The following is a 25,403-nucleotide window of genomic DNA, read 5'->3' as shown; positions in this document are numbered from 1 at the left end:
TTCTAGGATCTCGCCCCTGATTCCCCTACAATAGCCTTAATCTGTTATATGAGAACGTTTTCATGGAATTGCTGAGCTACTCTCCCTGGTTTTTTCCCGTTGTTGCCGCCGTATTCGGCCTGATCATCGGGAGCTTTCTCAACGTGGTGATCTACCGGCTTCCGGTTATGATGGAGCGCCAGTGGAAAGCCGACTGCGCCGAGTGTTTCCCCGAATTCGGCCCGGTGGAGCCCGGGGCAACCTTTAACCTCAGCGTCCCGCGCTCACGTTGCCCGCATTGCCAGCACCCGATTCATATCTGGGAGAACATTCCGGTCCTGAGTTGGCTACTGCTCAAAGGCCGTTGCAAACACTGCCAGGCGAAAATCAGTGCCCGTTATCCGGCGGTCGAGTTATTGAGCGCCGTCATGGCGACCACGGTGGCCCTGGTGCTGCCGCCTTCCGAATGGGCGATTGCCGTGATCGGCTTCAGTTTTGCCCTCATTGCCCTGACATTTATCGATATCGACAAGATGCTACTGCCGGATCAAATCACCCTGCCGCTGATGTGGGCCGGATTGGTTTGTGCGCTGTTGGGGTGGAACCCGGTGTCGCTGACAGATGCGATGATCGGCACCATGGCGGGCTACCTGTCGCTCTGGAGCCTGTACTGGGCCTTCAAGCTCCTGACCGGCAAAGAAGGAATGGGCTACGGCGACTTTAAATTGCTGGCCGCACTCGGTGCCTGGCTGGGATGGCAGTTGCTCCCTTTTGTCGTTCTGCTGTCTTCCTTGGTCGGGGCAATTTGTGGCATCATCCTGATGCGTATTCAAAGCTCAGATAGCCAAACCCCATTTTCATTCGGACCGTATTTGGCCGTTGCCGGCTGGATTGCCATTTTGTGGGGAGATGCCATTCTGAGCTGGTACCTGACTTCATACTTAGGACTCTGAACATGACCATGGTTGTCGGACTAACCGGCGGGATCGGCAGCGGTAAATCGACCGTTGCCGATTTGTTTGCCCGTTACGATATTGACATTATTGATGCCGATATTATTGCTCGTGAGGTGGTCGAACCCGGTACACCTGGGTTGCAAGCCATTGTTGAGAAACTGGGTTCTGACATCCTACTGACAGACGGCACCCTCGACCGCGCTAAGCTTAGACAGGCGATATTCAATGACAGCGCCTTAAAAGGCTGGCTCAACAACCTGCTGCACCCGATGATCCGGGAAAAAATGCAGGCCGAGATCCGCCAGGCGCAGTCACCCTATTGCCTGCTGGTGATCCCCCTGATGGTCGAGAACAACCTTCAGGCCATGGCGCATCGCCTGCTGGTCGTCGACGTGACAGAAGAGGTCCAGATAGCCCGGACCCGCCAACGTGACCAGGTCGATGCCGACCATGTCCGTAAAATTCTGGCGGCCCAGGCGACACGCCAGGCGCGCCTGGATGCGGCCGATGATGTGATCAGCAACAACGGCAGCAGCCAAGATCTTCAGGCAGCCGTCAGCGATCTGCACCAGCAGTATCTCGCCATGAGCCGCCAGTACGCCTAACAACGAATTAATGTCGGATGACGTCTGTATGCTAACGAACCGTTTTGAACATCCGTTAAATGAGAAAGTCCGTATTTATCTGCGTCTGGAGTATCTCATTCGGCAGATGAGCCATGCCAGCCAACTCAACGATCAGTGGCAGCATCAAATCTTTTTCCGGGCGCTATTCGATTTGCTCGAGATCCTGGATCAGATCCAACTCAAAGCCGAGCTGGCCAAGGATCTGGATAAGCTTCGGTCCAAACTGAAAGCCTGGATGGACATTGATGCCGTGGATCAATCTGCCTTGCTGGCCCTGTTGGATCAACTCGATCTAACCCATCACCAGTTGATCACCGCCCCCCGTCTGGGCCAGGAAATCCGGGAAGACCGCTTTCTCAACAGCATTAAACAACGCTTTTCCATCCCCGGCGGCAGTTGTTGCTTCGACCTGCCCGCGCTGCATCACTGGCTCCATTTGCCGTTAGCCCATAAGCAAAATGATATGGCCAACTGGCTCCACCAAATTCATGAGCTGCATGAAGCATTATACCTCTGGCTGCGTCTGGTCCGGGACTTCGGTCGCTATCAGCCTCAAGTGGCCCGGAACGGATTTTTCCAATACGAAGCCGAAGATGCCAGTTTACTGCGACTTGAAATTTGCCCCAGCTATGGGGTTTACCCTATGATATCGGGCCATCGGGGCCGCTTTGCGATCCGTTTCCTGCCGTTTGAGGAAGGGGCCGCCATTGCCGAGACCATCGAATTCAAGCTAGCTATCTGCTGAGGTATCCGTGACACAATCCAACCTATCTGCTGCCATTACCGTCGTGAAATGCCCGACCTGCCAGTCACCGGTTCAATGGAACGATAAAAGCCCGTACCGCCCGTTTTGTTCAAAGCGTTGCCAACTGTTCGATTTAGGCGAATGGGCAGATGAAGAGAAAGCGATCCCGGGCGCGCCGGATCTGTCCGATGCCGATGGCTGGTCAGAAGAGATGAGCTATTAAACAAATGATGAGAGACCCTGTGGGCGACTGAGGCGCACAGGGCTGTTCGAACGGGCTGAGATCCACAAGTCCGGCGGGGTTTTACATGGCCAATAGCTTGTCCAGCACAACGTCATTGGCTTCCGGAAAGGTGTAATCACGCAAGCGCTGCAATTCAACCCACTCGCCCGGCTGCCCTTCTTTGCCAAACGCCTCCCCCTCAAATGCTTTGACCAGGAAAAAATCAAACTTCAGGGCTTTGTCCGGATAGTCATGTTCAAGCGCCATGAAATGCTCCAGCTCAGTGGCATGAATTCCAACCTCTTCATCCAGCTCACGGATCACAGCTTGTTCGGCAGTTTCACCCAGCTCGACCTTGCCGCCGGCAAATTCCCAAAAGCCACCTTGGTGGGCCTTCGCCGGACGCCGGGTGATAAACACCTGATCCTGCTCGGTATTCAAAATAATCCCGGCGGAGATCCACACTTGTTTCTTATCCAATGTATTCACCTGCTGCTGTATCAAATCACTCAGCGAGAATCCCCGTCTAGTATTTGAGACGGCTGACATTCAAACTGAAAAACCAAAGGCCGCTTGATGCGGCCTTTGGTAGGGTAGCAAACTCGTGTGACAGTTCAATTAGCTAATTTTACCGTGACACTGCTTGTATTTTTTGCCGGAGCCGCACGGACACGGTTCGTTACGGCCAACTTTACGCTCACCACGGTGGTAAGGTTCGTTCTCATCACCTTGCTCGCTATCATCAGCAATCTGGCTTTCCGCGTTCTGATGCTGGTACTGTTGACGACGGGCCAGCTCTTCCGCCTGACGGCGACGCTCTTCTTCAACCCGTTCAACGTCTTCCTGCTGCTGCACCCGGACCTTGCTCAAAATCGCAATCACATCCGATTTCAATGCTTCAAGCATGCCTTCAAACAGCTCGAACGACTCGCGCTTGTATTCCTGTTTCGGGTTCTTCTGGGCATAGCCACGCAGGTGGATCCCCTGGCGCAGGTGATCCATCGCAGCCAGATGCTCTTTCCACAGCGTATCCAGGTTCTGCAGCATGACCGTCTTCTCGAAGTTACGCAGCACAGGGGCGCCAACGACTTCTTCTTTCTGACGATAGATCTCAACTGCTTTCTCAATGATCCGCTCCCGCAGCGCTTCTTCGTACAGCTTCTCTTCGCTGTCCAGCCATTGCTGGATTGGCAGCTCGAGATCGAAGTCCGCTTTCAGGCGCTCTTCCAGACCCGGAATGTCCCACATTTCTTCCAGTGACTGTGGCGGGATATAGCCATCAATCATGGTTTGCAGTACATCTTCACGGTTCTGCTCAATCATCTCGCTGATGTCTTCAGCATTCATCAGCTCATCACGCAGCTCGTAAACCACCTTACGCTGATCATTGGCCACGTCATCAAATTCAAGCAATTGCTTACGGATATCGAAGTTGCGACCTTCCACTTTGCGCTGGGCATTTTCAATCGCCTTGGTCACCCATGGGTGCTCAATCGCTTCGCCCTCTTCCATCCCCAATTTCTTCATCATGCTTGACACACGATCCGAGGCAAAGATCCGCATCAGGCCATCTTCCATCGACAGGTAGAAGCGGGAAGAGCCCGGGTCCCCCTGACGACCAGAACGGCCCCGGAGCTGATTATCGATCCGGCGTGATTCATGGCGTTCGGTCCCGATAATATGCAAACCACCGGCAGCCAGGACTTGTTCATGTACATCCTGCCACTTGGCCTTAATCTGCTGGATCTGGCCCGTATCCGGGTTATCCAGTTTTGCCACTTCATTCTGCCAGGAGCCGCCCAGCACAATATCGGTACCCCGACCGGCCATGTTGGTCGCAATCGTCACAGCACCCGGCTGACCGGCCTGGGCGACGATTTCCGCTTCCATTTCATGGAACTTGGCGTTCAGCACCTGGTGCTTGATGCCTTCTTTTTTCAGGGCGTTCGACAGCAGTTCCGATTTTTCAATCGACACCGTCCCCACCAGAACCGGCTGGCCGCTCTCGACCCGGACCTTGATGTCCTGGCAAATCGCCGCGAATTTTTCACGCTCGGTCATATAAACCAGATCGCCCATGTCATCACGAACCATCGGTTTATTGGTTGGGATCACCACCGTTTCCAGACCGTAAATCGACTGGAACTCGAACGCTTCGGTATCCGCGGTCCCGGTCATCCCGGACAGCTTGGTGTACAGACGGAAGTAGTTCTGGAAGGTGATCGACGCCAGAGTCTGGTTTTCATTCTGGATCTTCACCCCTTCTTTGGCTTCAACCGCTTGGTGAAGGCCTTCAGACCAGCGACGTCCCGGCATCGTACGACCGGTATGTTCATCAACGATAACCACTTCATCATCTTTGACGATGTAATCAACGTCCCGCTCAAACAGCACGTGGGCACGGAGCGCAGCATGTACGTGGTGCAGCAAGCTGATATTGGCTGGCGAATACAGGGTGTCGTCTTCGTCCATCATGCCTTTCTGCTTGAGCAGCTCTTCGACAAATTCCTGGCCGTTTTCGGTCAGGTAAGACTGCTTAGCCTTCTCGTCGACCGTGTAGTGACCTTCACCCCGGTACTCTTCGCTGTCTTCTTTGTCTTGGCGAACCAGCTCCGGGATCAGGGCATTAATCTTAGTGTACAGCTCTGAGCTGTCTTCCGCCGGACCGGAAATAATCAACGGTGTACGTGCTTCATCGATCAGGATCGAATCCACCTCATCGACCACGGCAAAGAAACGCTCACGCTGCACGCGATCTTCCGGACGGAAGGCCATGTTATCGCGCAGGTAATCAAAACCGAATTCGTTGTTGGTGCCGTACAGCACATCCGCCGCGTAGGCTTCTTTCTTGGCGTGTGGCGGCATATTCGGGACGTTCACCCCGACCGTCATTCCCAAGAATTCAAACAGCGGACGGTTGGTTTCAGCGTCGCGGCTCGCCAGGTAATCATTGACGGTCACGATGTGAACCCCTTTGCCGGTCAGGGCATTGAGGTAAGCTGGCAGCGTCGCGGTCAGGGTTTTACCCTCACCAGTTCGCATTTCGGCAATCTGGCAGCTATTGAGCACCATCCCGCCAATCAGCTGAACATCGAAATGACGCATGCCGAAGACACGCTTCGATGCTTCTCGTACGGTTGCAAACGCTTCTGGCAGCAACTGATCCAGGGTTTCGCCCTGCTCGATACGCTCACGGAATTCAACCGTTTTCGCTTTCAGCGCTTCATCTTGCAGGCTTTCAAATTGAGGTTCTAGCTTGTTGATTTCATCAACAATTTTACGCAAACGACGCAAGGTGCGGTCGTTACGGCTACCGATAACTTTGGTCAGTAGTTTTGATAACATGGCGTTGCCGTTTTCTCTTTGTTTATTTCAGCTTCAGCACAGGCTGCATCGCTAAATCTGGGTTTCACAACCGGGAAAAATGTTCTGGCCATATCCATCACGGCTACCGTGATGTTCAGGCATGAATTGCTCCGGTATTGCCATCCCTGTCCCATCTGAATTCGCCACCCATAGTGACGCAGAAGCCGACACGAAAAACATCGGATAAAAATGATATTGTGACGCCCTGACTGCTTTTCAAGGGTGGAACGAAAACAATACCCGGATTTGCCGAAAAGCAACCGCCGCAAAGAAACTTGCAGCAAGTCGCCCGGCGAAGGCCCGTGGGCCTCAGCTATAGTCAGCGGCAAAGATTCACCTGCATCCTATAGACTTGGTATAATATGACATATTACCAAGGCCGCCTATGATAAAAACAGGTGACCCGCTTTTCATAAATGAAAAATTAGAACTTTACCGCTAATTAGTGATCCGGAGCCGTGTTTCATGCGCGATCATCGCCCCCAATCGACGGCCAGCCTGCTTGATGAGACGCAGCTGGGCAACATCCAGCAGCGCGCTGTTGCCCTCGGTAAGCTGAACAATGCCGTCAAGCAACACCTGGCCTGCGCCGAACATTGCCGAGTCAGCAACTACCGTCAGGGCACCCTGATCCTTGAAGTCGCTTCCGCGGCCTGGTCGATGCGGCTCAACTATGAGCGCAACACCCTGATGCGCAAACTGCGCGCCCAGCTCTTGCCCAACCTGACCAATATTGAAATTCGGGTCAATCCGGCTTTGGCCGCCGCCATCTCGCGACCGGAAGACAAAGCACCGGATATCGTGCAGAAGCCGATTTCTCCCCTGGCGGCACAGTACCTGCTCCATACCGCCCAGGATGCCCCGGCGAAAGTCAAAGCCCGATTGGAGCGACTGGCGGCGCTATCGGCTAAAAAATCCAATCGCTGAACCCGCCATCCCTGGCCATATCACCCATCCATCACACGGTTGAAATCCAGCACACCGCATCTTTGACACAAAACAGATACAAAAACGCCGGACAGAGTCCGGCGTTTTCAGTATTCATGACTGGATTCGATTCAGCTTACGCTAACACCATGCCTGGTTGGGCAAATGTCACCGGCACCTCTTGCTCATCCGCAAAAGTTGACCACTCATAGGCTTCCTGATCGGCCAGTACGGCACGCAGCAGCTTGTTGTTCAGGGCATGGCCTGACTTATAAGCCACCATTTCACCAATGATGTTATGACCACACATGTACAGATCACCAATGGCATCCAGCACTTTGTGGGTCACCAGCTCGTTATCAAAACGCAGGCCTTCATCATTGAGAATGCGGTAATCATCCAGCACAATCGCGTTATCGAAGCTGCCGCCAAGACACAGGTTCTGGGACTGCAAGTACTCGATATCACGCATGAAGCCGAAGGTCCGGGCGCGGCTGATGTCTTTGACAAATGACTGGCTGGAAAAATCCAGCACCAAACGCTGCTGCTCTGAATCAATCGCCGGATGGTTAAATTCGATCGCGAAATCCAGGCGGAACCCGTTGAACGGACGAAGTTCTGCCCATTTATCGCCATCTTCGACGCGAACAGTTTTCTTGATACGCAGGAAACGCTTCGGCGCATTCAGAGTATCAATTCCGGCAGATTGCAGCAGGTAAATAAACGGGCTGGCGCTCCCATCCATAATCGGAATTTCAGGTGCATCCACTTCGATAATGACATTATCGATGCCCATACCCGCCAACGCTGCGTTCAGGTGCTCAACAGTTGAGATCCGGACGCCGTCTTCATTGACCAGCGCGGTACAGAGCATGGTATCTCGCACCGAATCTGCGTTGGCAGGAAAATCCACAGGTGGATTTAGATCCATACGACGATAGATCACACCGGTATTCGCAGCGGCAGGACGCAGAATAAGCGTCACTTTACGTCCAGAGTGAAGTCCCACCCCAGTCGTTTGCACTATGCTTTTCAGTGTACGTTGTCTGATCATCTGCTTTTCTCAACTATTGTTTGCCAGTACATCGGCCCATTTTTATACAGTCGTATAAGAAATGGGCAGACATAATACCACTGATCCAGCGGTAACCCAAATAATTTGCCCGGGTTAGTCAGCTTGCTTGCGCAAAAAGGCTGGAATATCCAGGTAGTCGTGATCCGCCTGCGGCTTGGATTTCGCTGCCGCGGATGTACCGCCCGACTGAACATTGCTTTCTGCGGCCGACTGCTGTGTCAGCGGTGCCTGTTTAGGCTCGTCTGCCACTACTGGCGCTGCTTTTTCCTGAACAGTTGCCGCCTGAACCGGCTTCGAAGTCGTCACCAGCGTGATGTCTGGCTTCGATTCTTTGCCAATTCCGGTTGCAACGACAGTCACGCGCAGCTCATCCGACATTTCCGGATCCAGCGAGGTACCGATCACGACGGTAGCGTTATCTGACGCAAACGCCTTCACGGTGTTCCCCACGGTTTCAAACTCGTCCAGACGCATATCCAGACCCGCAGTGATGTTCACCAGGACGCCGCGTGCGCCTGCCAGGTCGATATCTTCCAGCAGCGGGCTGGAAATCGCCATTTCAGCCGCTTCTTCCGCACGGTCATCACCGGTGGCAACGCCGCTACCCATCATGGCGTGCCCCATTTCGGACATTACCGTACGCACGTCGGCAAAGTCGACGTTGATCATGCCCGGACGGGTGATCAGCTCAGCAATACCCTGAACGGCATTCTTCAGCACATCGTTCGCTTTCGCAAACGCGTCCAGCAGCGTGATCCCGCGACCCAGCACTTTCAGCAACTTCTCGTTCGGAATCGTGATCAGAGAGTCCACATGCTTCGACAGCTCTTCGATACCCTGCTCGGCAAACGCCATGCGTTTTTTACCTTCGAAGCTAAATGGTTTAGTCACCACCGCCACGGTCAGAATACCCAGCTCTTTCGCCACTTCCGCAATGATTGGCGCCGCACCGGTCCCGGTACCGCCGCCCATGCCTGCTGCGATAAAGATCATATCTGAGCCTTGCAGCTCTGCCTTGATGGCTTCACGATCTTCCAGTGCGGAGTCACGCCCTACCTGAGGGTTTGCGCCGGCACCAAGGCCTTTCGTGATGTCGCCACCAATCTGGATGACAGTGCTGACACTACTTTTACGCAAGGCCTGAGCATCAGTGTTCACGCTGATGAACTCAACCCCTTCAATCGACTCACGTACCATGTGATCGACAGCATTACCGCCGCCGCCGCCAACGCCAATGACCTTAATTACCGCTTCATCAGACATTTCCATCATCGGTTCAAACATTTGTTCTCTCCGTTTTTCCTGTTCGCATCAGGTTTAAAATTCTTTTCTTAGCCAACCACTGATTTTAGTGAAGATCCCGGAAACAGAACGTTTCGGCTCCGGCTCACCCTCGTCAAATGCCTGACTGTCCTTTCCGTAATGCAGTAATCCTACTGCCGTTGCATAATGCGGGGCCTGGACATAATCTGTCAGCCCGCTCAGCTCAAGCGGCTGCCCGATCCGTACCTGATTGCGGAAAACCCGCTCGGCACACTCAATCAACCCTTCCATTTGCGCAGCGCCTCCGGTGAGGACGATCCCTGCCGCTAAATGGTGCTTCACCCCCGCAGTACGCAGTTGTTCCTGTATTTCCAGTAGCTTCTGATTCACCAGCCCCAGCAGCTCACTGTAACGAGGCTCGATCACTTCCGCCAGCGTCTGGCTTTGCAGACTCCGCGACGGACGACCGCCCACGCTCGGGACATCAACCTTGGCGTCTTTGCTGACCAGCTCGCTCAGCGCAAAGCCGTATTTGACTTTGATTTCCTCGGCATCGCCCGGGGGGGTACCGAAGGCATAAGCAATATCGCTGGTGACCACATTCCCGGCATAGGGGATCACCTCGGCGTGTCGCAATGCCCCGCCCGTCCAAACGGCCAGATCCATGGTGCCGCCACCGATATCCACCACACACACGCCCAGTTCGCGCTCGTCGGCGGTCAGAACCGCATGACTGGCGGCCAGGCCGGAGAATATCAGTTGGTCAACCTTCAGCCCGCATCGTTCAACGGCCTTGACGATATTGCGGGCCATGTCATTGTGGCAAGTGATCAGGTGGACGCTGGCTTCCATCCGTACCCCTGACAACCCAACCGGATTCTTAATTCCCTCTTGATAATCAATAGCAAATTCCTGGGGAATTACATGCAAAGTTCGGTGTTCATCGCTAATTTTTACCGACTTCGCTGTATGGATAACATTATCAACGTCATCCTGTGTTACCTCTTTGTCAGAAATCGGCACCATGCCTTTTTCTGTCTGGCAACGTATGTGTTTGCCGGATAAGGACAAAAACACGGAGGAAATCTGGCAGTCAGCCATCAGCTCGGCCTGATCCACCGCCCGCTGCACTGACTTGACCACGGACTCAAGATCATTGACCCCGCCTTTATCCATTCCCCGTGACGGGCTGCTGCCGACGCCAATGACATTGACCTTGTCATCGGGCAACACTTCCCCGACCAAAGCGCATACTTTGGACGTGCCGATATCCAGGCCTACTATGAGTTTTTTATCTGCCGCCTTCGTCATTAGCGCACACTCTTATCGTTATACTCACCCGCACTCCTCTGTTCGGCGGAGTGTAGTCCGGCTGTCTTATTCTGGAACCTGGTTCCAACCCACAGCAGCCCCGGTATCGTAGCGCAAGTCTACGTACTCTATGGCTTTTCCTTGCTGCTCTAATTCAGGATACAGGCTGATAAAACGCATCAAGCGCTCCATCCTGCCTTCCCGGCCCAACTCAAGCCGGATCCCATTTGTTAACCATACCCGCCAGGAACGGCGCTCGTTCAGTGCGAGCTGCGCCATCTCCAAGCCGGCACGCTGTAATTTCGGTTGCATCTCCCGCTGGGCAGCCAGCACCTCTGCACTGCTGCCTTCGGGCCCGCTGAGCTCGACCAGCCCCAGCTCACTCACCTGCGCCGCCGGGGCACGAAAGACCCCGCCTTCGGTATTGACCAAATACTGCTGATTCCATACCGCAGCCGGTTGATGCTCGACCAGAAAAACTTTGACCGTATCCGGCCACTGCTTTCGGACCGAAGCCCGGGCGACCCAGGGCAAAGCCTCCAGGGCCCGCTGCATGTCATCGACATCCTGGGTCATGAAACTGCCGAGATGCTCCAGCGTCAGGATCCCCCGGCGGACATCATCGGCCTTCAGGTAGGTCAACTCCCCCTGAATCACCAGTTGGGATAACGGCAAGCGATTCGCGTCCGTCATCCAGTGCAGCGTGGCACTGAGCAGCCAGGCGATAAAGCCAATGACGGCGAAGAAAAACGCTACGCCAGTCCACGGAACCCGCTTTGCCGATGCCGGCAGAGAGATGCTTGTCATCACTGCATCAGCCATAATCTTGCCTACTTGCTTTCATTCCGTTGTCCGGAGCGCCCCAAAGTGGCCCATTGCGGTCTCAGGGATGGCGCTGACCACCAGGGTCAGACAAGCAAAGTTGATCGATTATACCGACCAACCTGTTGCTCTCCAACTCCTGTTGCTGCTTTCCAAGCAATTCCTGAACGTAAAACCCACTCTCAGCTCTGCTTGCCGCCCGGACCTGCTCAAAAACGATGCAATAAATGTACCATTTATCGCCAGTTATACCCTGAACAGTTAACTGCGACGCATCATATCAATATTCAGCTGCATCTCCGCCAGCTTTCGGGCAATTCGACCCACATCACCGGCCCCTTGCGTCAACACCAAATCACCCTCCTGGATAATATTGGCCAATGCCGACGGCAAAGCTTCGCCAGTCGGCACAAAAATCGGATCGATCTTGCCGCGTCGGCGAATGGTGCGGCAAAGCGATCGGCCATCTGCCCCGGCAATCGGTGCTTCACCCGCCGAATAGACATCCAGCATCACCAGCACATCCACCTGCTCCAGTACATTGGCAAAATCGTCGTACAGATCCCGGGTCCGGCTGTAGCGATGCGGTTGGAACACCATCACCAGGCGTTTGTCTTTCCAGCCGGCGCGGGCGGCCTGAATCGTCACCGCCACTTCGCTCGGGTGGTGGCCGTAATCATCCACCAGCATGACGCTGCCATTACCGGAGTCGAACTCTCCCAGATGATCGAAGCGACGCCCGGTGCCCTGAAACTCTGCCAAGGCACGGATGATCGCGTCATCTTCCACCCCTTCCTCAGTCGCCACCGTCACGGCGGCCGTCGCGTTCAAGGCGTTGTGACGCCCCGGAATATTGAGCTTCACATCCAGATCCGGCTTGCCCTGACGCACAATGGTAAAGAACCCCTGCTGGCCCTGCTGGCGGTAGTTGACCAGGCGAACGTCTGCATCCTCGGCAAAACCGTAGGTCAGTACCTGGCGGCCAATCCGCGGCAGCAACTCGCGCACCACAAGATCATCAATACACATCACGGCCAGACCGTAGAACGGCAGGTTGTGCAGAAAATCGATAAAAGTCTGCTTGAGGACTTCAAAATCCCCACCGTAGGTTTCCATGTGATCCGCTTCGATATTGGTCACCACACACACCATTGGCTGCAGGTGCAGGAACGACGCGTCACTCTCATCCGCTTCGGCGATCAGATAACGGCTGCACCCCAGACGGGCATTGGTCCCGGCACTTTTCACCAGACCACCGTTCACGAACGTCGGGTCCAGCCCGGCTTCAGAGTAGATCTGGGTCGTCAGGGCCGTGGTGGTGGTTTTCCCGTGGGTGCCGGCAATCGCAATCCCGTGACGATAACGCATCAGCTCAGCCAGCATTTCAGCACGGCGAACGACCGGGATCCGTTTGGCCCGGGCTGCCTTCAGCTCCGGGTTCTCAGCCGCAATCGCCGTCGAGGCGACCACCACACTGGCGCCGTCAATATTCTCGGCGGCATGGCCGAAAAAGATCTCAGCCCCTTTGCCGCTCAAGCGCTCGGTGACCGCATTCGGCGCCAGATCCGAACCGCTGATCCGGTAGCCTTCGTTAATCAACACTTCGGCGATCCCGCTCATGCCTGCGCCGCCGATCCCGACAAAGTGGATGCGCTCTACACGACGCATCTCTGGTACCATGGTTCTGATTTTTGCTAATTGCTGGTTATCCAGTTTTTTCATCACTCTGTCTCATGTTATGGGGTTGCCAGCGAGCGGATCACCGCGGCCACACGGGCGTCGGCATCCAGAATCGCTGCATCGCGCGCAGCTTCGGCCATCGCGGCCAACGCGCGGCGATCAAGTTGTTCAATTTGCGCAGCCAGTCCTGCTGCGGTCAGATCGGCCTGCTCAATCATCCGGGCCGCACTACACTGCACCAGATGATCAGCATTCAACGCCTGCTGGCGATCTTTGTGCATAAAAGGAATGAAGATCGCGCCGACACCGGCCGCAGCAAGCTCGGAGACCGTCAGTGCCCCGGAGCGACACACGACCAAATCAGCCCAGGCATAAGCCGACGCCACATCATCGATAAACTCGGTGATCTCGTGTTTGACCGCCGTGTTCGCGGCATAAGCCTGCTCCGTCTCAGCCTGATTGCCTTTACCGGCCTGATGACGGATAGTCACGCGATCGCCCAGCTTCCCGGCCACGACCGGCAGGGTCTGGTTGAGGATCTGCGCGCCCTGACTGCCGCCCATCACCAGAATCCGCAGCGGGCCCTGACGCTCGGCAAAACGCTGTGCCGGCGGCGGCAATTCGGTCACATCCCGGCGTACCGGGTTGCCCACGACGTCTTTACCGGCAAACGCACCGGGAAATGCCTGCAACACCGCCGATGCGATCCGGGACAGCCAACGGTTAGTCAGGCCGGCCACCGCATTCTGCTCATGCAGCACGACAGGAACGCCAGACAGCCAGGCTGCGACGCCGCCGGGTCCGCTGACATAACCGCCCATTCCCAGCACCACGTCCGGCTGCCAGGCTTTGATATAACGCCGGGCCTGAGCAATGGCGCCGATAATTTTAAAAGGTGCCGCCAGGAGCCGGGCAATCCCCTGGCCCCGCAAGCCTTTGACCTTGATAAAGTCGATGTCAATCCCATGCTTGGGCACCAAGTCGGCTTCCATCCGATCGGCTGTCCCCAGCCAGCGGATTTCCCAACCTTCCAGCTGAAGTTCCCGGGCCACAGCCAGGCCGGGAAACACATGCCCCCCGGTCCCGCCGGCCATCACCAGTAAGCGCTTATTCTTGTTCGTCATCGTTTTCATCTGTTTCTTCTGCAGGCCCGTACCGGGCCGCCAGGCGCTGCTCATGATCAATGCGGATTAAAATCGCCACCGCAGTCGCCATAATAAATAAACTCGAGCCGCCGTAACTGATCAGCGGCAGCGTCAACCCTTTGGTCGGCACCAGTCCCGCGGCTGCCCCGACGTTAACCAGGGTCTGAAACGCAAACCAGAAGCCAAAGCCGAAAGCCAGAAAGCCGCCAAACAGTTGTCTCGACTGCAGACATTTGCGCCCGATCAGCAAAGCCTTAAACACCAGGGAAAAAATCAGCAACAGCACCACGGTGACGCCAAGCAGGCCGACCTCTTCCGCCAGCACCGAAAACACAAAGTCGGTGTGGGCTTCGGGCAGATATTCCAGCTTCTGAATGGAGTTGCCCAGCCCCTGCCCCAGCCAGTCACCCCGGCCGAAGGCCATCAGGGACTGAGTGAGCTGATAGCCACTGCCAAACGGGTCTTCCCACGGATCCATAAAGGACGTCACGCGGCGCAGACGGTAGGGCTCAAAAATGATCAGCAGGGCAATGCCAAGCACGGCCGCAGCCAGCATGGCGAGAAACTGCCACAGCTTGGCCCCGGCAATAAACAGCATGCCGACCGTGGTGACAAACATCACCACAAAAGAGCCGAGATCTGGCTGCATCAGCAGGAGTCCTGCCAGGATCGCCAGCACCACCAGCGGCTTGATAAAGCCGTAAAAGCTCTCCCGCACCTGATGATACTGACGCACCAGATAGCCGGAGAGGAAAATAAACAGCGACAGCTTGGCCACTTCGGCCGGCTGAAGGTTAAAGATCCCCAGCGGGATCCAGCGTGCTGCACCATTGACCGAGCGGCCTACCACCAGCACGGCAATGAGCAAGAGGATCGAGCTCAGCAGCATAGGGACGCTGAGCTGGCGCCAGCGCTCGAGCGGGATCTGGACCACAAACGCGGCAATCACCAGCGCGCAGATCAGGAAAAAGCCATGGCGCAATGCGAAATAAAACGGCATCCCGGTCAGCCGGGTCGCGACCGGAACCGAGGCGGATGTTACCATCACCAGGCCGGTCACCATCAGGATCAGAGCGATCCAGACCAGCTGGCGATCATACAAACACGGCGCCGCCGGACGGGTGAGCCACTCTCCCAGCCCCCCCAGGCGATCTCGCAGTGCGCTCAGCATCACGCTCCCCCGGCCACTTGAAATTGCAGGGTTTGCGCCAGAGCCACAAAGGCGTCGCCCCGGGCCATAAAGTTCGGGAACTGATCAAAGCTGGCACAGGCCGGAGAAAGCAGGATCATATCACCAGCTTGGGCCACGGCTGCCGCTTGCGTCATCGCCTCGGCCAAAGTTTCAACCCGGGTGCTGCTGTCGGCCAGCGGCAGGAACTGCGCCCCGTCCCGGCCGTAGCAATACAAGTGAACATTCAGCGGCGCCAAAACCGGTTTGAGCTCAGAGAAATCCGCCCCTTTGCCGTCCCCGCCCATCAGCAGATGCAGGGTGCCGGATAGCGACAGCCCTTTCAGGGCCGCCAGGGTACTGGCCAGATTGGTCGCTTTCGAGTCATTGACCCAACGTACGCCCTGATGTTCCGCCACCAACTGACAACGATGCGCCAGGCCGTGATAGCGACGCAGCGCGCGGCAGGCCGCCAGGCGATCAACACCGGCGGCATCGGCTAGCGCCAGCGCGGCCAGACTGTTGGCAAGATTGTGCCGTCCGACCAGGGCCACCTCGGCAGCCGGCATCAGCGCTTGCTGATCCACCGCCAACCACTCGGCCCCGTCCTGCTCAACCAGGCCATACGCCTGCGTATCAAAGCCAAAACTGGTCATTGCGCCGGAAAAATCAGCCGGACAGGTCGCCGGATCATCGCGGTTCCAAATCGCCAGCTCGGCATGATCGAAAATCCGCATTTTGGCCTGGCTGTAATCGGCCAGGCTGTCATAGCGATCCATATGATCTTCAGACAAATTCAGGTAAGTCGCGGCCCGAAGCGCCAGCGAGGTGGTGGTTTCCAGCTGGAAGCTCGACAGCTCCAGCACATACAGATCATGATCCTGCGCCAGCATATCCAGTGCCGCAAAACCGATATTGCCGCCGACGCCGACGTTGATCCCGGCCTCGCGGGCCATCTCGCCGACCAGGCTGGTGACGGTGCTCTTGCCGTTCGACCCGGTGATCGCCACCACAGGTTTAGTGACGGCACGGGCAAACAGTTCAATGTCGCCGACAATCTCAATCCCGGCTTCGCGGGCAGCCACCAGCTCCGGGGTCGCCAGTGACACACCCGGACTGGCAACAATCAAATCAGCGTTCAGCAGCCAGTCCATCTGCCAGCCACCACTGTGCAGGGCGACCGAGGGCGGCAGCTGATCCTGCCCGGGCGGTGTCGGGCGGGTATCCATGACCTGAATCACCAACTCGCCAGGCTGACGCAACAGGTGGTTCACCACCGAGAGGCCGGTCATCCCCAGCCCAATCACCACAACCTGTTTAACACCGTCCAAGCCATTCATTTAGCGTACCTTCAGGGTTGCCAGCGCGATCAGCACCAGCATCAGTGTAATAATCCAAAAACGTACAATCACCCGCGGCTCCGGCCAGCCCTTGAGCTCATAGTGGTGGTGGATCGGCGCCATGCGGAAAATACGCTGGCCGCGCAGCTTGTACGAACCGACCTGCAGGATCACCGACACGGTTTCCATCACGAACACCCCGCCCATGATCACCAGCAGCAGCTCCTGACGTACCAGCACGGCGATGGTGCCGAGCGCGCCACCCAGCGCCAGCGAGCCGACATCACCCATAAAAACCTGGGCCGGATAGGTGTTGAACCACAAAAAGCCCAAGCCAGCACCCACGATGGCAGTACACACCACCACCAGCTCACTGGCATCTTTGAGATACGGAATATTGAGGTATTCGGCAAAGTTGACGTTACCGGTGGCCCAGGCAATAAACGCCATCCCGGCTGCCACCATCACAGTCGGCATGATCGCCAGGCCATCAAGGCCATCGGTCAGGTTCACCGCATTACTGGTTCCGACAATCACAAAATAGGTCATCACGATGTAGAACAGCCCGAGCTGCGGCATGACATCTTTGAAGAACGGCACCACCAGTTGGGTTGCCGCGGTATCTTGGCCGTGGACATACAGGGCAAACGCGACCCCGAATGCAATCACCGACTGCCAGAAGTATTTCCAGCGGGCGATCAGGCCATCGGTATTTTTGCGCACCACTTTGCGGTAGTCATCGACAAAGCCGACTGCCCCGTAGCCCAGCATCACGGTCAGGACCGCCCAGACATACGGGTTCGACAAATCCGCCCACAGCAGCACGGTAATCGCAATCGCGGCCAGGATCATAATCCCGCCCATGGTCGGGGTACCCCGCTTGCTGAAATGCGACTCCGGCCCGTCATGGCGTACCACCTGACCAATCTGCAACATCTGCAGACGGGCAATCAGGCGCGGTCCCATCCACAGCGACAGCATCAGGGCCGTCAGGATGCTGATGATGGCGCGAAACGTCAGATATTCAAACAGACGAAAAAACGGGAATGTGGACTCAAGTAAGTCGGCTAACCAATAAATCATTCTTTATGTTCCTGCAGTGCGACAATGATGTCTTCCATCCGGGTGCTCCGGGCACCCTTTGCCAGCACTGTAACCTCTGTATTTTGTGAATTATGTCGAAATTGATGAAGCTCTGCTTGCAGTTGCGCAATCAGTGCCGGTTTCTCGGCAAAATGATGACCGTCGTTCAGTTCACTGACCACCGCACTGGCGCTACCGAAGGTAAACACCTTATCCAGCGACTTGCTGCGGGCATATTCAGCCACTTCGCGGTGCAGCGCGAGGTTCTCGTCCCCCAGCTCAGCCATATCACCGAGCGCCAGCCAGCGCTGGCCCTCAAAGGTCGCCAGCAAATCAATCGCGGCTTTTACCGAAGCAACGCTGGCATTGTAGGTATCATCAATCAACCGCAGGCCCGGGGCCGGCTGGCTGATTTCCACCCGTCCCTTGACCCGCTGAACTTCGGCCAGACCGGCCCGAACCTGATCCAGGCAGGCACCCACGGCCATGCTCAGGGCTGCCGCAGCCAGGGCGTTGGCCACGTTATGCGCCCCCGGCAGTGTCAACTCAACCGGCACATCCCCATCGGGGGTGCGCATTGTAAAACAAGCGCAGCCAAGATTGTTAATAAATATGTCGCAAGCTGAGAAATCTGCTTCCGGCTGCGTCGCCGAAAACGTCACCACCCGGTGGGCCTCCAGCATCGGCTGCCACAGCGCCCGGGCGTTGGAATCCGCATTGATGATCGCCACGCCGTGCTCACCCAGGCCTTCAAAAATTTCCCCTTTGGCCTTGGCCACGCCATCGAGGGAGCCAAAGCCTTCCAGGTGGGCTGCCGCCAGGTTATTGATCAGCGCCACTTGCGGGCGCACCAGCGCAGTGGTGTAGGAAATTTCCTGCTGATGGTTTGCCCCCAGCTCGACCACCGCAAATTCATGCGACGGCTCAAGACGCAGCAAGGTCAGCGGCACGCCGAGATCATTGTTCAGGTTGCCGGCCGTGGCCAGCACCTTGCCTTTTTGCCCCAAAATGGCAGCGGTCATCTCTTTGACTGTGGTTTTGCCGCAGCTGCCGGTCAGGGCCAGCGTCTGCAACCCATGCTGGTCGGCCATTTCCGCTTTGAGCCAAGCACCGAGCTGCCCCAATGCCAGGCGGGTATCTGTGACCACCAGTTGCGGGATATCGAGTGGTAAGTGTTTGCTTACCAACAGGGCTGCCGCGCCGTTCTCCCGGGCATTGGCGCAAAAATCATGGCCGTCAAAACGCTCGCCTTTCAGGGCGATAAATAAAGTCTGGGGCTGCATATTGCGGGTGTCAGTCGACACCTGGGCAATGCCCGCATCCGGCCCCATCAGCTCGGCGCCCAGAACCGGGGCCAGTTGTGACAGCTGAACGTTGATCATGCCTTGTTCTCCAATAGTGCGGCGACCGTTTCCCGATCCGAGTAATGAACCGTGCGATCGGCCAGCACCTGATAATCTTCATGTCCTTTCCCGGCCACCAGCACGATGTCGTCGGCGGCGGCTTGGGTAAATGCCCACTCACAGGCGCGGGCGCGGTCGTGCTCGACCCGGGCCTGCGCCGGCTGTGCCAGCCCGGCGAGCATGTCCGCGACAATCGCCGCCGGCGCTTCACTGCGCGGATTGTCGTCGGTCAGAATAATATGGTCGGCCAGCCGTTCGGCAACTTCGGCCATCAGCGGCCGTTTGCCGGTATCGCGATCACCGCCGCAACCAAAAATGCACCAGAGTTTGCCCCGACAATGCACCCGCAGCGCCTGCAGCGCCTTTTCCAGCGCATCCGGCGTGTGAGCATAATCAACAACCATCATAGGTTTGTCAGGGGTTTGAAAAACTTCCATCCGGCCAATCACCGCCTGTAATTGCGGCGCGGCCGCAACCAGTTGTGCCAGCGGGTGGCCCGTCGCCAGTAAAGTGGCCAGCGCCAGCATCAGATTGGTGACGTTAAAGGAGCCCACCAGGGGCGCGGTAAATTCACCGGCTCCCCAGGAAGAATCAAACGCCACGGTGACACCCTCGGTGGTATAGCGGACCTGCTCCAGCCACAGGGCCGGCCCTGAGTGCGCTGCGATAAACGCCTGCTGACTGGCAACGGCGACCGCCTGCGGCAGCTCACCCAGCCATTCACGCCCGACAGCATCATCGGTATTGATCACTGCGACACCCGCCTGATGCTCAGTAAACAGGGTTTTCTTGGCTTGCGCGTACGCGGCCATATCGCCGTGATAATCCAGATGGTCACGGCTGAGGTTGGTAAAAATGCTGGCCGTAAAATCCAACGCTTTCACCCGCCCTTGCACCAAGCCGTGGGAAGAGACTTCCATGGCGGCAAAATCTGCCCCCTGCGCGACCAGCCCGGCCAGCTCGTGCTGAATTTCAATCGCGCTGCCGGTGGTGTTGGCCGCCGGTTTCAGCTGTTGCAACAAGCCGTTACCCGTGGTGCCCATTACCCCGGCACAATAGCCGAGTTGTTCTGCCCATTGTGCCAGCAGCTGGGAAATCGTTGTTTTGCCATTGGTGCCGGTTACGGCCACCAGCTTCAGCGCCTGATCCGGCGCACCGTAAAAACGCCCGGCAATCGCCGAGAGATGCTGGCCCAATGCGGGCAGATACAGCACCGGGATCCCCTGCTGCATCTCGATACGCGCTGGCGCATCCGACGTTTCTTCCGCCAGGATCGCGCTGGCGCCAGCTTCAATTGCTGCCGGGATAAACCGGCGGCCATCGACAACATGGCCATTCACCGCCACGAACAAATCACCCGGCTGGATCCGGCGGCTGTCTAAGGTCATCTCCGACAGCACCACCTGGCCTACCTCAGCCGGCCAGTGCGCCGAAGCTATCCAGGGAGACAAAAGTTCGCCGAGCTGACGAATTGGGTTAAGTACCGGCATGGGATTGGCCTCTGTTATGTACGACTTTGAGTTCACCGGTTCCGGCATCAGGCGGAACATTCAAAATCTGAAGCGCGCTTTCCATCACTTCAGCAAAAATCGGTGCGGCCACCAGACCACCATAATACTTATCGCCCTGTGGCTCATTGATCACCACCACCATCGCCAGGCGCGGGTTGCTGATCGGCGCAACGCCAGCTGTCATCGCGATATACTCATCGCTGTAGCCGCCGGCCATGGCTTTTTTCGCCGTCCCGGTTTTCGCTCCGACCCGGTAACCCGGCACGGCCGCCCGGAACGCACTGCCGCCTTCCTGCGTGACAGTTTCCAACATGTTCAGTAGCTTACGGGTATTTTCAACCGAAGCGACCTGGCGGCCGGGGACCACCTGCTCGGTTTTGAGGATCGACAGCGGACGATTGACGCCCATGGCGCCAAGGGTTGCGTAAGCACGCACGAGCTGGATCGGGGTCACCGAGATCCCGTAGCCGAACGACAGAGTCGCTCGTTCAAAATCAGACCAGCGCCGGCGTTCGGGAAAAAAGCCCTGCGCTTCACCGATGAGGTTGATCCCCGAAGCATCCCCAAGTCCGACACTACCGTACATCCCGAGGACGGCATCGACCGGCATGGCCAGAGACAGCTTACTGACCCCGATGTTACTGGATTTTTTCAGAATCTTCGTCAGATCAGCCTTTCCGACCCGGGAGACGTCGCGCACCCGGCTGCCGCCGACCTGCATCAGACCGTTGCCGGTATCGATAATCGTGTCTTCATCGGCCACCCCGTTTTCCATCGCCGCCAGCACCACAAACGGCTTGATCGTCGAGCCCGGCTCCATTGCATCGGTGATTGCCCGGTTACGCATCCGGAAACTTTGCAGTTGTTCGCGGTTGTTGGGGTTATAGGAAGGCGCATTGACCATGGCAAGGATTTCACCGGTGCGAACATCCGCCATCACCACCGAGGCCGAGGTCGCCCGGTAATCGGCGACCGCTTGCTTCACCGCCCGGTAGGCCACCGCCTGCAGGCGCTGATCGATACTCAGGCTCAGGGACTTGCCCGGCTCACGTTGTTTGAGGGAAATATTTTCGACCACCCGGCCATAACGGTCTTTGCGTACCGTACGCCGCCCCGGCTCACCGGTCAGCCAGCCATCATAAGTCCGCTCGACCCCTTCCAGGCCCCGGCTGTCAATCCCGGTCACGCCCAGCAAATGGGCGCTGACTTCACCGGCCGGATAGAAACGGCGGGACTCATCTTTGAGGCCGATCCCCGGCAGCTTCAGCTTGCTGACGTACGCTGCCATGGCCGGACTGACCTGGCGTTGCAGATAGATAAAGCGACGCTGTTGATTGCTCTCCAGCCGCGCCAGCAGGTCCTGGCGATCCAGGCCCAGCACATCTGCCAGGGCATACCAGCGATCCGGGTACTGGATCCCGCCGCTTTTGTAGATCTGGACCGGATCGGCCCACACCGCCTGGACCGGCACACTGACGGCCAGCGGCTCGCCATTGCGATCCGAGATGATCCCACGGGCGGACGGCATCGCCTTCACCCGCAGCGACCGCATATCCCCTTCCTGGATCAGCTTGCCCGGCTCCAGCACCTGGATATAGGCCGCGCGGCCAATCAAGGCCAGTAACGCCAGAAGGATACATCCGCAAATAACACCAAAGCGCCACGGGATAAACACCGGTGGCGCTTTCTGGCGACGCTGATTATCAGACTGCTGACGCTTTAATTTATTCATCAAACTCATTACTGTACGACGACTTCGCTGTCCCGTGACGGGCGCTTCATCTCCAGCTCTTTTTCAGCCAATTGCTCAATCCGGCTATGTTCGGCCAGGGCGTTTTCTTCAAGGAGTTGGTTCCGCCATTCAATATCGAGCTGATCCCGCTCAATTAGCAATTGCTCCTGCTCGGCAATCAGCTGACGCGAGTGATGGGTGATCAGCACCACCCAAAGCGCGGAAATCAGCACCAGAACCAGCAGGATCAACGGCACCCGACCGATCGTCACCAGATCCCGGGCGATCAGTCGTGCCAGATTTTCTGACGGCTCTGGTGCGGCACTCATAGACGTTCTGCCAGGCGCAGGACCGAGCTGCGTGAACGGGCGTTGTCCGTGATTTCCGTTTTCGACGGCTTAATCGCCTTGCCAACGGTTTTCAGCGCTGCCGAGCCCAGCTCCTTGATCTGCGCTTCCGTTAACGGCAAACCGGCAGGTACTTCCGGCCCTTTGCTCTGTTTACGGATAAAGCGTTTCACCAGTCGGTCTTCCAGCGAATGGAAGCTGATCACCGACAGGCGACCACCCGGTGCCAGCACCTTGACGGCGCCGTTCAGCGCGGTGTCGATCTCTTCCAACTCACTGTTGATATAAATCCGGATCGCCTGGAAGCTGCGGGTCGCCGGGTGCTTGTGCTTATCGCGAAACGGCGACACTTCAGCAATCAGGCTGGCCAGCTGCAACGTGCGGGTCAGCGGCTCTTTGTCCGGATCTTCCCGGTGCGCCACGATGCCGCGGGCAATGCGCTTGGCAAAACGCTCTTCGCCGAACTCTTTCAGCACCCAAGCTATATCATCGGCATCCGCCTCGGCCAGCCAGTCTGCCGCCGAGGTACCGGACGTCGGATCCATACGCATATCCAGCGGTCCGTCACGCATAAAGCTGAAGCCGCGCTCGGCATCATCCAGCTGCGGTGATGACACGCCCAGATCAAGCAGCACCCCGTCAATCTTGCCGCTCAGCCCGCGCGCTTCCATATACTCCGCCAGGCCGGAAAACGGGCCGTGAATAATGGTAAAACGCGGATCATTGATTTTCTGCGCTTCGGCAATCGCCTGCGGATCGCGGTCGATACTATACAGGCGACCATTTTCCCCCAATTGAGAAAGGATCAGCCGGCTATGCCCACCTCGACCAAATGTACCGTCGATATAGATGCCATCCGGTTTGATGGCCAGACCGTCGACAGATTCCTGGAGCAAGACGGAAACGTGCTCAAATTGTTCAGACATAAAATTCATTCAGCGATAGTGAAAGCTCACCGACACTGCCACAGTCGTCTGGGCGTGCCGGCCTGAAAGCGTGTAAGTCAGGGAAACTGCATGTCAGCTCACGATTTCAACAAAAAACCGATGATTTTCGCGTAAAGATTGGCTTTTCCCGCAAAATCCCATCGCAAAGTGTACGTATGACACAAAAAAATTGTCAAGCGAGGGGCTGGATTTCTGACAAACACATGATATTACCGGAGACAGGTTTTGCATTGATTCCAAACAGATATTCTGCCAAAGCAGTCCATTTCCGCCGCAAAGCCCTAAAACGATAAAAGGTGATGTTCGCCTCAACTTGAAGCAATACATCACCTTTTATAGAGAATGAGGGGAGTTGGCCGATAAGCCGGGTTCTGTCCCGCTTGCGCGGTGGTAACCATTCCTCTAGGCCTGCAATCACTCACAGGCTCAAGCAACCTACCCGTCCCCAACGCGGGCCACGCCATTAGGGACCTATTTGGTCTTGCTCCGGGTGGAGTTTACCGTGCCACGAACTATTACTAGCCGCGCGGTGCGCTCTTACCGCACCCTTTCACCCTTACCTGTGCACCACTTCGAAAAGCGGGCCATCGGCGGTTTGCTCTCTGCTGCACTGGTCGTAGGCTTGCGCCCCCCAGACGTTATCTGGCACCCTGCCCTGTGGAGCCCGGACTTTCCTCCCCTTCGCCAGTCTCCCAAAGGACATCAACGAAGCAGCGGTTACCTGGCCAACTCAGGGGGCGGATTGTAGCGAAGTTCGATCCCGGTTGCCAGCAAAATGTCGCCGCGGGGCACGGGTCGCTCGAAAAGGAAGCAATCCCACCACGGCAACGCCATTACCGGCTAGTCCAGATGCTCCAGCCCCCACTTGTACAGGGCATTTTTCTTCACGCCATGGATCTCTGCCGTCAGTGCCGCCGCCTTTTTCAGCGGCAACTCAGCCGCCAGCAATCCCAGAGTGCGCAGGGCATCGGCCGGTAACGCTTCTTTTTCTGCCCGGTGACCGGCCACCACCAGCACCATCTCGCCCCGGATCCGGTTACTGTCTTCTTGCAGCCATGCAATCAGCTCCCCCAGCGGCGCCCCATGGATGGTTTCATAGGTTTTGGTCAGCTCCCGGGCCAGCACCACCTGGCGCTCTGCGCCCAGTACCGCCAGCATATCCGCCAGGGAATCCATGATCCGATGCGGGGATTCATAGAAGATCAGCGTGCGCGGATCATCGGCCAGTGCCTGGAAGCAATCCCGGCGTCCTTTGCTTTTCGGCGGCAGAAACCCTTCAAAGCTGAAGCGATCTGACGGCAGCCCGGCCGCACTCAAGGCGGTGATCACCGCACAAGGGCCCGGCAACGGCACAACTTTGACACCGGCTTGACGACAGCGATTCACCAGATGGTATCCTGGATCACTGATTAAAGGCGTGCCGGCATCCGAAACCAACGCGATGCTGGTGCCCGCCTGTAGCTTCTCAATCAAAAAGTCAGCTTTCTGCTGCTCATTGTGATCATGAAGCGCAAAGGTGCGGGTTGAGATAGAAAAATGGGTCAGCAAGCGCGAGGTATGACGGGTGTCTTCAGCGGCGATCAGGTCCACATTTGCCAATACATCCAATGCACGCTGCGTGATGTCCGCCAGATTACCGATCGGTGTAGGTACGATGTACAAAGTTGCGACATCTACCGGGCATGAATTGGTCTCACTCATTTGTCTAAGATCTCATCTGCAATTAATATAGAGAGTAATTTGCCACAGTTGAA

The 25,403-nt window shown here is 56.8% G+C and carries 23 protein-coding genes and 1 other RNA gene; 6 read left to right on the top strand and 18 right to left on the bottom strand.

Going from position 1 to position 25,403, the window contains the following annotated elements:
• Positions 1-62 precede the first annotated feature (62 nt).
• Genes VV869_RS08270 through yacG form a run of 4 tightly spaced genes read left to right on the top strand, consistent with a single transcriptional unit; the run spans position 63 to position 2,529 of the window.
• Complete coding sequence (locus VV869_RS08270) at positions 63-932, top strand: prepilin peptidase (RefSeq protein WP_337734507.1); 870 nt, start codon at positions 63-65, stop codon at positions 930-932.
• Between the two features lie 2 nt (positions 933-934).
• Positions 935-1,540 carry a dephospho-CoA kinase gene (coaE, locus tag VV869_RS08265; protein ID WP_337734506.1) on the top strand — a complete coding sequence of 202 codons (606 nt, stop codon included), beginning with the start codon at positions 935-937 and terminating at the stop codon, positions 1,538-1,540.
• A gap of 28 nt (positions 1,541-1,568) precedes the next feature.
• Complete coding sequence (gene zapD / locus VV869_RS08260; protein ID WP_337734505.1) at positions 1,569-2,306, top strand: cell division protein ZapD; 738 nt, start codon at positions 1,569-1,571, stop codon at positions 2,304-2,306.
• A gap of 7 nt (positions 2,307-2,313) precedes the next feature.
• Positions 2,314-2,529 (top strand): DNA gyrase inhibitor YacG, encoded by a 216-nt coding sequence (gene yacG, locus VV869_RS08255; protein WP_337734504.1) that lies wholly within the window; start codon positions 2,314-2,316, stop codon positions 2,527-2,529.
• 81 nt (positions 2,530-2,610) lie between these two features.
• On the opposite strand, the gene mutT is transcribed toward yacG, so the two are convergent.
• Together mutT and secA are read right to left on the bottom strand one after the other, a co-directional pair.
• Positions 2,611-3,009, bottom strand: coding sequence for an 8-oxo-dGTP diphosphatase MutT (gene mutT / locus VV869_RS08250; RefSeq protein WP_337734503.1), 399 nt, complete (start codon positions 3,007-3,009; stop codon positions 2,611-2,613).
• A 138-nt stretch (positions 3,010-3,147) separates the two neighbouring features.
• Positions 3,148-5,874 (bottom strand): preprotein translocase subunit SecA, encoded by a 2,727-nt coding sequence (gene secA, locus VV869_RS08245; RefSeq protein WP_337734502.1) that lies wholly within the window; start codon positions 5,872-5,874, stop codon positions 3,148-3,150.
• Positions 5,875-6,360: 486 nt separating this feature from the next.
• On the opposite strand from secA, the gene VV869_RS08240 reads away from it, so the two are divergent.
• A complete protein-coding gene (locus tag VV869_RS08240; protein WP_337734501.1) occupies positions 6,361-6,822 on the top strand; it encodes a DUF721 domain-containing protein in 462 nt (153 codons plus the stop codon).
• A gap of 136 nt (positions 6,823-6,958) precedes the next feature.
• Here the strand turns inward: VV869_RS08240 and lpxC are convergent, their stop codons facing one another.
• The 4 genes from lpxC to VV869_RS08220 form a co-directional block, all read right to left on the bottom strand.
• Entirely contained in the window at positions 6,959-7,876 is a 918-nt protein-coding gene (gene lpxC, locus VV869_RS08235) for a UDP-3-O-acyl-N-acetylglucosamine deacetylase (protein WP_337734500.1), read from the bottom strand.
• Between the two features lie 114 nt (positions 7,877-7,990).
• Positions 7,991-9,181 (bottom strand): cell division protein FtsZ, encoded by a 1,191-nt coding sequence (gene ftsZ, locus VV869_RS08230; RefSeq protein WP_337734499.1) that lies wholly within the window; start codon positions 9,179-9,181, stop codon positions 7,991-7,993.
• 33 nt (positions 9,182-9,214) lie between these two features.
• Entirely contained in the window at positions 9,215-10,471 is a 1,257-nt protein-coding gene (gene ftsA, locus VV869_RS08225) for a cell division protein FtsA (protein WP_337734498.1), read from the bottom strand.
• Between the two features lie 66 nt (positions 10,472-10,537).
• Complete coding sequence (locus tag VV869_RS08220; protein WP_443147301.1) at positions 10,538-11,293, bottom strand: cell division protein FtsQ/DivIB; 756 nt, start codon at positions 11,291-11,293, stop codon at positions 10,538-10,540.
• A 67-nt stretch (positions 11,294-11,360) separates the two neighbouring features.
• Here VV869_RS08220 and VV869_RS08215 point away from each other — a divergent pair, with 67 nt between their 5' ends.
• Positions 11,361-11,558: a hypothetical protein gene (locus VV869_RS08215; protein WP_337734496.1), complete on the top strand. Its 198-nt coding sequence runs from the start codon at positions 11,361-11,363 to the stop codon at positions 11,556-11,558.
• Here VV869_RS08215 and murC read toward each other — a convergent pair.
• From murC to rsmI, 12 genes are all read right to left on the bottom strand, one after another.
• A complete protein-coding gene (gene murC, locus VV869_RS08210; RefSeq protein WP_337734495.1) occupies positions 11,555-13,015 on the bottom strand; it encodes a UDP-N-acetylmuramate--L-alanine ligase in 1,461 nt (486 codons plus the stop codon). The two genes, VV869_RS08215 and murC, sit on opposite strands and share 4 nt — an antisense overlap.
• A gap of 14 nt (positions 13,016-13,029) precedes the next feature.
• Entirely contained in the window at positions 13,030-14,097 is a 1,068-nt protein-coding gene (murG, locus tag VV869_RS08205) for an undecaprenyldiphospho-muramoylpentapeptide beta-N-acetylglucosaminyltransferase (protein WP_337734641.1), read from the bottom strand.
• A complete protein-coding gene (gene ftsW, locus VV869_RS08200; protein ID WP_337734494.1) occupies positions 14,081-15,289 on the bottom strand; it encodes a cell division protein FtsW in 1,209 nt (402 codons plus the stop codon). The genes murG and ftsW overlap by 17 nt, the downstream gene beginning before the upstream one ends.
• On the bottom strand, positions 15,289-16,626 hold the full coding sequence (gene murD, locus VV869_RS08195; protein ID WP_337734493.1) for a UDP-N-acetylmuramoyl-L-alanine--D-glutamate ligase: 1,338 nt from the start codon (positions 16,624-16,626) through the stop codon (positions 15,289-15,291). Before murD ends, ftsW begins: the two co-directional genes overlap by 1 nt.
• The gene (mraY, locus tag VV869_RS08190) at positions 16,627-17,709 is read right to left on the bottom strand and encodes a phospho-N-acetylmuramoyl-pentapeptide-transferase (protein ID WP_261601666.1); all 1,083 of its coding nucleotides are present in this window, start codon (positions 17,707-17,709) and stop codon (positions 16,627-16,629) included. It lies immediately after the preceding gene.
• A complete protein-coding gene (murF, locus tag VV869_RS08185; RefSeq protein WP_337734492.1) occupies positions 17,706-19,091 on the bottom strand; it encodes a UDP-N-acetylmuramoyl-tripeptide--D-alanyl-D-alanine ligase in 1,386 nt (461 codons plus the stop codon). The genes mraY and murF overlap by 4 nt, the downstream gene beginning before the upstream one ends.
• Positions 19,088-20,602 (bottom strand): UDP-N-acetylmuramoyl-L-alanyl-D-glutamate--2,6-diaminopimelate ligase, encoded by a 1,515-nt coding sequence (gene murE / locus VV869_RS08180; protein WP_337734491.1) that lies wholly within the window; start codon positions 20,600-20,602, stop codon positions 19,088-19,090. Before murE ends, murF begins: the two co-directional genes overlap by 4 nt.
• Positions 20,589-22,355 (bottom strand): peptidoglycan glycosyltransferase FtsI, encoded by a 1,767-nt coding sequence (ftsI, locus tag VV869_RS08175; RefSeq protein WP_337734490.1) that lies wholly within the window; start codon positions 22,353-22,355, stop codon positions 20,589-20,591. The genes murE and ftsI overlap by 14 nt, the downstream gene beginning before the upstream one ends.
• Before the next feature lie 8 nt (positions 22,356-22,363).
• Positions 22,364-22,684, bottom strand: a complete 321-nt coding sequence (ftsL, locus tag VV869_RS08170; RefSeq protein ID WP_337734489.1) for a cell division protein FtsL — start codon at positions 22,682-22,684, stop codon at positions 22,364-22,366.
• On the bottom strand, positions 22,681-23,628 hold the full coding sequence (gene rsmH / locus VV869_RS08165) for a 16S rRNA (cytosine(1402)-N(4))-methyltransferase RsmH (protein WP_337734488.1): 948 nt from the start codon (positions 23,626-23,628) through the stop codon (positions 22,681-22,683). The genes ftsL and rsmH overlap by 4 nt, the downstream gene beginning before the upstream one ends.
• Positions 23,629-23,993: 365 nt before the next feature.
• Positions 23,994-24,382: RNase P RNA component class A (gene rnpB, locus VV869_RS08160), an RNA gene on the bottom strand.
• Between the two features lie 107 nt (positions 24,383-24,489).
• On the bottom strand, positions 24,490-25,350 hold the full coding sequence (rsmI, locus tag VV869_RS08155) for a 16S rRNA (cytidine(1402)-2'-O)-methyltransferase (protein WP_337734487.1): 861 nt from the start codon (positions 25,348-25,350) through the stop codon (positions 24,490-24,492).
• Between the last annotated feature and the right edge of the window lie 53 nt (positions 25,351-25,403).

This window comes from Photobacterium sp. MCCC 1A19761 (assembly GCF_037389125.1).
GTDB lineage: Bacteria > Pseudomonadota > Gammaproteobacteria > Enterobacterales > Vibrionaceae > Photobacterium.
Note: the sequence above shows the minus strand (reverse complement) of the source record. Positions and strands in the feature narration are given on the sequence as shown.